The sequence below is a fragment of the Blastomonas sp. genome, from assembly GCF_046294995.1.
In the GTDB taxonomy this organism is placed as follows: domain Bacteria; phylum Pseudomonadota; class Alphaproteobacteria; order Sphingomonadales; family Sphingomonadaceae; genus Blastomonas.
Genome location: NZ_JBKBOG010000015.1, coordinates 1 through 8,123, shown reverse-complemented (window position 1 = coordinate 8,123; position 8,123 = coordinate 1). Strand labels below are relative to the sequence as shown.

8 protein-coding genes are annotated in these 8,123 nt (G+C 63.5%); 6 read left to right on the top strand and 2 right to left on the bottom strand.

Going from position 1 to position 8,123, the window contains the following annotated elements:
• Positions 1-95 precede the first annotated feature (95 nt).
• Positions 96-1,016 carry a hydrogen peroxide-inducible genes activator gene (locus ACK4R0_RS13950; protein ID WP_409675094.1) on the bottom strand — a complete coding sequence of 307 codons (921 nt, stop codon included), beginning with the start codon at positions 1,014-1,016 and terminating at the stop codon, positions 96-98.
• A complete protein-coding gene (gene rnd / locus ACK4R0_RS13945; RefSeq protein WP_409675278.1) occupies positions 1,013-2,245 on the bottom strand; it encodes a ribonuclease D in 1,233 nt (410 codons plus the stop codon). The genes ACK4R0_RS13950 and rnd overlap by 4 nt, the downstream gene beginning before the upstream one ends.
• 151 nt (positions 2,246-2,396) lie before the next feature.
• On the opposite strand from rnd, the gene ACK4R0_RS13940 reads away from it, so the two are divergent.
• From ACK4R0_RS13940 to ACK4R0_RS13915, 6 genes are all read left to right on the top strand, one after another.
• Positions 2,397-2,726 (top strand): hypothetical protein, encoded by a 330-nt coding sequence (locus tag ACK4R0_RS13940; protein ID WP_409675091.1) that lies wholly within the window; start codon positions 2,397-2,399, stop codon positions 2,724-2,726.
• A complete protein-coding gene (locus ACK4R0_RS13935) occupies positions 2,726-4,234 on the top strand; it encodes an FAD-binding protein (RefSeq protein ID WP_409675088.1) in 1,509 nt (502 codons plus the stop codon). Before ACK4R0_RS13940 ends, ACK4R0_RS13935 begins: the two co-directional genes overlap by 1 nt.
• 135 nt (positions 4,235-4,369) lie before the next feature.
• On the top strand, positions 4,370-6,148 hold the full coding sequence (gene aspS, locus ACK4R0_RS13930; protein WP_409675085.1) for an aspartate--tRNA ligase: 1,779 nt from the start codon (positions 4,370-4,372) through the stop codon (positions 6,146-6,148).
• Between the two features lie 51 nt (positions 6,149-6,199).
• Complete coding sequence (locus ACK4R0_RS13925) at positions 6,200-6,550, top strand: hypothetical protein (protein WP_409675082.1); 351 nt, start codon at positions 6,200-6,202, stop codon at positions 6,548-6,550.
• 26 nt (positions 6,551-6,576) lie between these two features.
• Positions 6,577-6,948 carry a type II toxin-antitoxin system VapC family toxin gene (locus ACK4R0_RS13920; protein WP_409675078.1) on the top strand — a complete coding sequence of 124 codons (372 nt, stop codon included), beginning with the start codon at positions 6,577-6,579 and terminating at the stop codon, positions 6,946-6,948.
• Positions 6,949-7,117: 169 nt separating this feature from the next.
• On the top strand, positions 7,118-8,038 hold the full coding sequence (locus ACK4R0_RS13915) for a hypothetical protein (protein ID WP_409675075.1): 921 nt from the start codon (positions 7,118-7,120) through the stop codon (positions 8,036-8,038).
• Positions 8,039-8,123 lie beyond the last annotated feature (85 nt).

The following is an 8,123-nucleotide window of genomic DNA, read 5'->3' as shown; positions in this document are numbered from 1 at the left end:
CCTCGACTTCGCTCGGGAACGCGGGAAAAGTTGGCGCCACACATTCCGTCTGTCCCGAGCGAAGTCGAGGGACGTGCGTACCACCCTTGCCCAGTCTACCCCGCGCATTTGCCTTCGGCATGACCACGGCGCAAGATCTCTGCCAGCATCCGGAACTCGTCTGCCCTGGGGCTGTTCTTGCGCCAGATGATCGCAATGTCGCGTGAGGCATGATCGGCCAGCAAGGGCCGTGCGACGATGTCGGTGTTGTTCAATATCCCCGCATCGATCGCGATCTGCGGCAGCAGAGTGAGGCCCAGGCGGTTGTCGACCATCTGCACCAGAGTGTGCAACGATGTGCCGAACATCATCGCGCTGGCGCGCAGCTCGGGCCGGTTGCAGGCGGCGAGCGCATGGTCCTTCAGGCAGTGCCCGTCCTCGAGCAGCAGCAGCCGCGATTCGTCGATCAGCTCTGGCCGCACGAATTCGGGCGGGTCGCGCGGATCATCCTTGGGGAAGGCGACATACAGCGCATCGACGAACAACGTCTCATGTTCCACATCGCCGGCCGGGAAGGGCAGGGCCAGCAGCGCGCAATCGACATGGCCATGATGCAGCGACTCGACCGCGGCACTGCTCACTTCCTCGCGCAGGAACAGCTTGAGTTCGGGCTGCTCGCGACGAAGCCCTGGCAGCAGCCGTGGCAAAAGAAAGGGCGCGATGGTGGGGATCACGCTCATCCGCAGTTCGCCCGAAAGCGGCTTGCCCGAGGAGCGGACGAGGTCTGAAAGCTCTTCGGCCTCGCGCAGGATGCGGTGCGCCTTGGCGACCACCTTGTTGCCCAATGGCGTAAAGCGCACGACGCGCCGGGTGCGCTCGACCAGCACCACGCCCAGCAGGGTTTCGAGTTCGCGAAGGCCCGCCGACAGCGTCGACTGGGTCACATAGCTGGCTTCTGCTGCCTTGCCGAAATGTCCATGCTCTTCCAGCGCAACCAGGTATTGCAGTTGTTTGAGCGTGGGCAGATACGACGTCATGGCTGTTCCGTGACGGCGGTGATTTCAAGAGCGGGTTCGGGCCCTTCCTCGGGCTCCACGATCAGCTCGGTGCGCGTCATCTTGATCCGGCCATCGGCGATGGCGAATGCCATCCGCCCCTCGACCAGCGCCAGCGCATCGCGGCCGAACTGCTCGAACCGCCAGCCTTCGAGGATCGGCAGGTTCTTGCGCACGCCCGCCGCCAGGGCTTCGAGGTCATCGCTGCGCGCCAGCAGCCGGGCTGCCACGTCGATCTCGCGCGAACGGATCTTGAGCAGCAATTTGAGCAGGTCAGCGACGAGCGCGCCTTCCTTTCCCAGCGCTGGGCCGCGCGCGCTCTTGGGCGGCATTTCGGCAGGCGAGAGCGGGCGCGCGGCGATCAGCGCGTCCATCATCCGCGCACCGATATCGTTCTCGCGCCATGCAGCCGACAGACCGCGAACCTTGCCAAGCTCGGCCTGATGCGAGGGCGGGTGCGCGGCGATATCGGCGAGCGTCTCGTCCTTCATGATCCGCCCGCGTGGCAGGTTCTTGTCCTGCGCCTCGGTCTCGCGCCACCATGCCAGTGCGCGCATCCGCCCCAGTATCTGCGCGCTGCGGCCCGGCGGGCGAATGCGCTGCCAAAGCGTGTCGGGATCGGGCTTGTACTGGCGCGGGTCGCCCAGCTTCTCCATCTCGATATCCAGCCACGCACCGCGCCCGGTGCGGCGCAGCTTTTCGAGCATCTTGGGGAATATCTTGGCGAGGTGAGTCACGTCACCGATCGCATAATCGATCTGCCGCGCTTCGAGCGGGCGGCGCGACCAGTCGGTGAACCGCGCGCCCTTGTCGACGGTCAGCCCAAGCCAGTTCTCGACCAGATTGGCATATCCGATCTGTTCGGCCTGACCCAGCGCCATCGCTGCGACCTGGGTGTCGAACAGCGGAACCGGGGTCTTGCCGGTGAGGTTGAAAATGATCTCGATGTCCTGCGGACCCGCATGGAAGACCTTGAGCACATCGTGGTTCTCGGTCAGCAGGTCGAGCATGGGCTTGAGATCGATCCCCGGCGCCTTGGGGTCGATCGCCGCAGCCTCCTCCAGATTACCGATCTGCACCAGGCAGAGCTCGGGCCAATAGGTGTTTTCCCGCATGAACTCGGTGTCGACCGCGATGAAGTCTGACTTGGCCAGACGCTCGCACAACCGGGTGAGGGAATCGGTGTCGGTAATCAATGGGTGGATATGCATGTTGAACCTATACAGCGTGCCGTGAATGTCGCAAACTGTCACCGGGTCCATAATGAATCGGCGCGTATCTCAGGAGACGGGAAGCCGGTTCGCACAATAAACCATCCATCCTTCATGTAATGCGCGTCTTGTCAGGCGCGGGGGAACAGTCATGTGGATTTATTATGGGGTGTTAATCGCTCTCATTTTGGCGCTAATTGGGCAGATGCTCGCCTCTGGTGGCGATGCCTTTCTGGTGCTGGACAATTCCCGGCCCGTCGGCGGTGGCAGGGAGGTGGTGACTATTCTGGCGTGGGGTTTCGCCACGCGTGCGGGACGCAGCGCCTGCATCTGCGATCCGGCCGGGCGCGGGATCAATGACATGCGGTTTTCGATGAGCTTCGGACAGATCCTGTTGTCGGTGGTCACCCTTGGCATCGTGCGCAGGGTCACTATCGATTACCGCATGTTCGCCGGCAACAGCCCGGTGGAGGACGCCTGATGCCCGCACCGATTCGCCACGGCAGGCAGAGCTGGACCAACTATCACGGCACGGCATCGGCGGACCTTGCCGATCTGATCGAGCTTATCAACAGTAGCGCAGATCGCGCGCGCGCTGCGCTGCACGAAGTAGCCGGGGACGTTCTGGCGCTGTTGCAGGCGGCAAAGGCTGCCGGCGTCCAGGTCCGACCGCTGGGATCGGGCTGGTCGCCATCGCCGATCTCGATCGTCGAGAACGGCTGGCTGGTCGAGACCCGCCGGATCAACCGTTGCTGGAGGCTGAGCGCAGATGATGTAGCACCTGCCGTCGATGCATCGCGGCTGATGTTGGTGCAGGCGGGCGCGACGGTCGACGAGGTCAACGACAGCGCCGAGGAACTGGGCCTGTCGCTGACGACAGGCGGGGCGAGCAATGGACAGACGCTGGCAGGCGCGGCGGCGACGGGGACGCATGGCAGCGTCCTGACCGCAGGCGGCATCCAGGACCATATCCGCGCGCTGCAGGTCGTCACTCCGTCGGGGATTTTCTGGGTCGAGCCGCGCGAGCCGGTGATGGCGCCAGATTTTGTCGCCGCCACCGGCAGCATTATCCTGCGCGATGACGATGTGTTCGCCGCGTGCCTCGTTGCGGTCGGCGCGATGGGGTTCGTCACCGCGTTGGTGATCGAATGCGAGCCGATCTACATGGTGCGCAATATCCAGAAGCGCGGGCGGCTGAACCGCGGGCACATCACCCAGCTGGCGCGGGGGGGTTTTCGCGGCTTCTCGCGCGAAATGGCGCTCGATGAGGACCCGTATTTCGTTCAGGTGATCCTCAACCCGTTCGATCCGTTCGACAAGGATGCGCTGCTGCGGCTGCTTTACCGCCGCGGCTATGATCCGACCATCCCGCCGCCGCCGCGCCCGCTGGTCGGGGCAGGGTATGACGCGCTGACGCTGATCGGCAAGGCGATGGCGGGTTTCGATCTGTTCCGCGCCGACATTTTGCAACTGGCGATGCGTGCAGGCTATGCCGTGCAGCGCGACATCGACGATCCCGAGGCAGTCGCGACCTGGGGCCAGACCACCGAGCCACACAACCCGATCGCCAACCTGTTCAACGGATCGGTCACGATGGCCCGGGACGATCTTGAGCGTGCGTTCGACCCGCTGATCGACGCCTTCGTCAGCGGCGGCGGGGGTACGGTTGTCACGCTGCGTTTCATGAAGCGCGCTGCGGGACTGCTGGCGCCTGCGCGCTTTGCTGACAATGTCGTGATCGATTTCGACGGCCCACGCAGCGATGTCAGCCATCGCAGTTACCGCGCGGTGGTCGCCAGGCTCGATGCACTGGGCATTCGGTTCACCCGTCACTGGGGCAAGACCAACGATCTCGATGCTGCGCGTGTCGCGCGCGATTATGGCGACGACTATCGCCGCTTTCGCGTGGCGCAGCGGCGGTTGATGACCGATCCCGGCGATCTGGCGGTGTTCGGCTGCGATTGCCTGGCGCATCTGGGGCTGATCTGATTTGCTCCGGGCGCGCAGCTTGAGCGCACAAAGCTTGACAAAATCGCGGTGGGGCTGTGTTAGCCGCACCATTGGCCCGCCCTGTACCCTGCAGGGCGACGGCACTTGTTGTCTCGATCAGGATTGACGGTTTCCATGCACGCATATCGCACCCACAACTGCACCGCGCTTCGCGCATCCGATGTTGGCCAGCAGGTCCGCCTGTCGGGCTGGATCCACCGCAAGCGGGACCATGGCAACCTGCTGTTTATCGACCTGCGCGACCATTATGGCCTGACCCAGATCGTCACCGATTCCGACAGCCCGGCCTTCGCGTCCCTGGAGCGGCTGCGCGTCGAGAGCGTCGTGACGGTCACTGGCACGGTGGTGGCGCGTTCGGCCGAAACGGTGAATGCTGGGCTTCCCACCGGCGAAATCGAGGTGCGTGCCGCCGAAGTCATCGTGCAGTCCGCCGCCGACGAACTGCCGATGCCGGTCGCAGGCGAACAGGAGTATCCCGAAGACATCCGCCTGCGCTACCGCTTCCTCGATCTGCGCCGTGAACGCCTGCACCGCAACATCATGCTGCGTTCGCAGGTCATCGCCAGTTTGCGCAAGCGGATGGTCGAGCAGGGCTTCACCGAATTCCAGACCCCGATCCTGACCGCATCGTCACCCGAAGGCGCGCGCGATTATCTGGTGCCCAGCCGCGTTCACCCCGGCAAGTTCTATGCGCTGCCGCAGGCACCGCAGATGTTCAAACAGCTGCTGATGGTCGCCGGGTTCGACCGTTATTTCCAGATAGCACCGTGCTTCCGCGACGAAGACGCGCGAGCTGACCGCAGCCCGGGCGAGTTCTACCAGCTCGACCTCGAGATGAGCTTCGTGACGCAGGATGACGTGTTCGCCGCGCTCGAGCCGGTGCTGGGCGGCGTGTTCAAGGAGTTCGCCAACGGCAAGGCGGTCACCGAAGGCGCATTCCCACGCATTCCCTATCGTGAATCCATGCTGAAATACGGATCGGACAAGCCCGACCTGCGCAACCCGCTGGTGATCAGCGATGTCACCGACCATTTCAAGGGATCGGGCTTTGGCCTGTTCGACAAGATCGTGGGTTCAGGCGGCAAGGTCCGTGCGATCCCGGCTCCGGGCGCGGGCGCGATGAGCCGCAAGTTCTTCGACGACATGAACGACTGGGCGCGTAGCGAGGGCCATGCAGGCCTGGGTTACATCAACATTCGCGACGGCGTCCCTGGCGGCCCGATCGCCAAGAACCATGGCGAGGAAGGCACCGCCAAACTGATCGCCGAGCTGGGCCTTGGTCCCAATGACGGCGTGTTCTTCGCAGCGGGCAAGGAGCTTCAGGCGGCAAAGCTCGCAGGCGCGGCGCGCACCCGCGTGGGCGAGCAGCTGAACCTGATCGAGCAGGGCGTGTTCAAGTTCTGCTGGATCGTCGACTTCCCGATGTTCGAGTACGACGAGGACGCCAAGAAGATCGACTTCAGCCACAACCCGTTCTCGATGCCGCAGGGCGAGATGGAAGCGCTGGAAACGATGGACCCGCTCGACATCCTCGCCTGGCAGTACGACATCGTCTGCAACGGCGTAGAGCTGTCGTCGGGCGCGATCCGGAACCACCGTCCCGACATCATGTACAAGGCGTTCGAGATCGCCGGTTACAGCAAGGAAGACGTCGAGAAGAACTTCTCGGGGATGATCAACGCGTTCAAATTCGGCGCTCCGCCGCATGGTGGCTCGGCCCCCGGCGTCGACCGCATGGTGATGCTGCTCGCCGACGAGCCCAACATCCGTGAGGTCGTGCTGTTCCCGATGAACCAGAAGGCCGAGGACCTGATGATGGGCGCACCGTCGCCGGTCAGCCTCAAGCAGCTGCGCGAGCTCAACATCCGGGTGGCGGAGACGCCCAAGGGCTGAGGTCCGCGACGTGGCTTGAGAAAGCTGTGAAACTGTGATACTGCGCTGGTCATGAAGAATGTGACCATCGCATTGGATGACGAGACCCACCGGCTGGCGCGGATCCGCGCCGCCGAACTGGGCACGTCGCTCTCGGCGATGGTCAAGGCGTATCTGCAGGGCGTGGCATCGGGCGATGCGCCCGCAGAAGCGCTGCCATCCGGAGTACGTGAAATGCCCCAGGCGTTTGTCGCCGCGCCATCGCTGCCACCTTTAAGCGAGTTCGTGCCGCTCAAAAAACCTCGGCAGCCCGGTGCTTTGCGGGGGCAGATTCGGATGACCGAAGACTTCAACGAAACCCCACAGTGGCTGATTGATGCCATGGAGGGCAAGGACGACGACGAGTTCTGGCCCGCCAAGTAAGTGCGGGGCGCCCGACATTGCGTTTGATGCTCGACACCCATGTGCTGCTCTGGTGGTTGCAGGACAATGCCCGGCTCGGGCAGCGCGCTCGCAATCTCATCGCTGACTCGGATAATCAAATCCTTGTGAGCATCGCCACGCCCTGGGAGATTTCGGTCAAGCATCGGGTCGGCAAGATGGATAACAGCGGGGCTGTCGTGATGGGTGCAGTGCTGGACCAGGGCATGGCGATCGTTGATCTGAAGCCGACGCATTTGCGTGTGCTGGAAGCGATGCCCCTGCATCACCGCGATCCGTTCGATCACCTGATCATCGCGCAGGCGCTTGGCGAACAGGCCATCGTGATCACCGACGATGCGAAATTTCCGCTATACGGCGTTCGTTGCATTCCGGCCTGACACGCGTGCCGGTGATCCACCGCACAGCATTGGCCCATGACTTGGCCCAGAAACATGTTACATTTCAACAGATTCGGGCCAAGGTCCGAGAAGATGAGTTTGGGGGACTGCCGACGTGATGGGGTGTTTGGAGAGGGCTGCGCCTGTGTTGCGCGCTGTGATGCTAGCAATGACGGTGGCGGCTGGTCTGGCAGCCGCGCCAGGCTCAGCCGAAACGCTCGATGTCGCAGCGCTTTATCCGGCAAGGACGAGGGCAGCGGCCGAGGTCGAATCGCTTGTGGTCGAGCGTTTCGGCGGACGCGAAGGGCGTGCGCTCTCGTTCGCGCTCGAGGGCATGCTGGCGGAACTGTCGGTGTATGATCAGCCCTATTTCCGCATTGTTGCCGAACGATCCACCGCTCCGGCCGATGCGGTGCTCTCCGGCATTGCGAATGCGGTCGTGGAAAACCAGAATGTCGAGGAAACCCGCAAGGAATGCGTCGAGAAAGACGGCAACGGCAAGTGCCTGCGCAAGGAGGACGTCAAGATCAAGTGCCAGCGACGGATCGTCACCCTCAACCCTTCGCTGCGCATGGCACGGATCGATGATGGCGCGATCGTCTATCAGCGCCAGATCGTCCAGCGTGACCAGACCGTCATATGCCCCGACCGCAATGCTGGCCGCAATGTCCCCGATACGATCGAAGCGTTGATTGGCAATGCCGTCGCAGAGGTCAGGCTGGATATCGCGCCGGTCTTTCGCAATGACGCGATCCGGGTGCTTGAGACGCGCAAAGGCCTCGACAAGGAGCAGTCCAACCGGTTCCGCGATGCGCTGAAAGCCACCGAACGCAATCCGCAGGCCGCGTGCGATATCTGGGCGGCGCTGGATAGCGAGGTGCCCGGGCAGAGTTCGATCGTGTTCAACCTGGCGCTGTGCGCCGAGCAGCGCGGCGAGCTCGACGATGCCTTGGTGCGATATCGCCAGGCGCAGACTCTGCTGCCAAGCGAGCGGGCGATCAATGCCGCGTTCGACCGGATCGGCGCGCGCCGTGCCGCCGAGGCGGACTATGCCGCACGAGAAAGCAGACTGGCAGGAGACCGTCGATGAGCATCCAGCTGTCCGACTATGAAAAGGGCGCCTCGTTCGACGGCGACTACGCAGATGCGCTCAAGGCGGTACAGCTGAGGCTGTC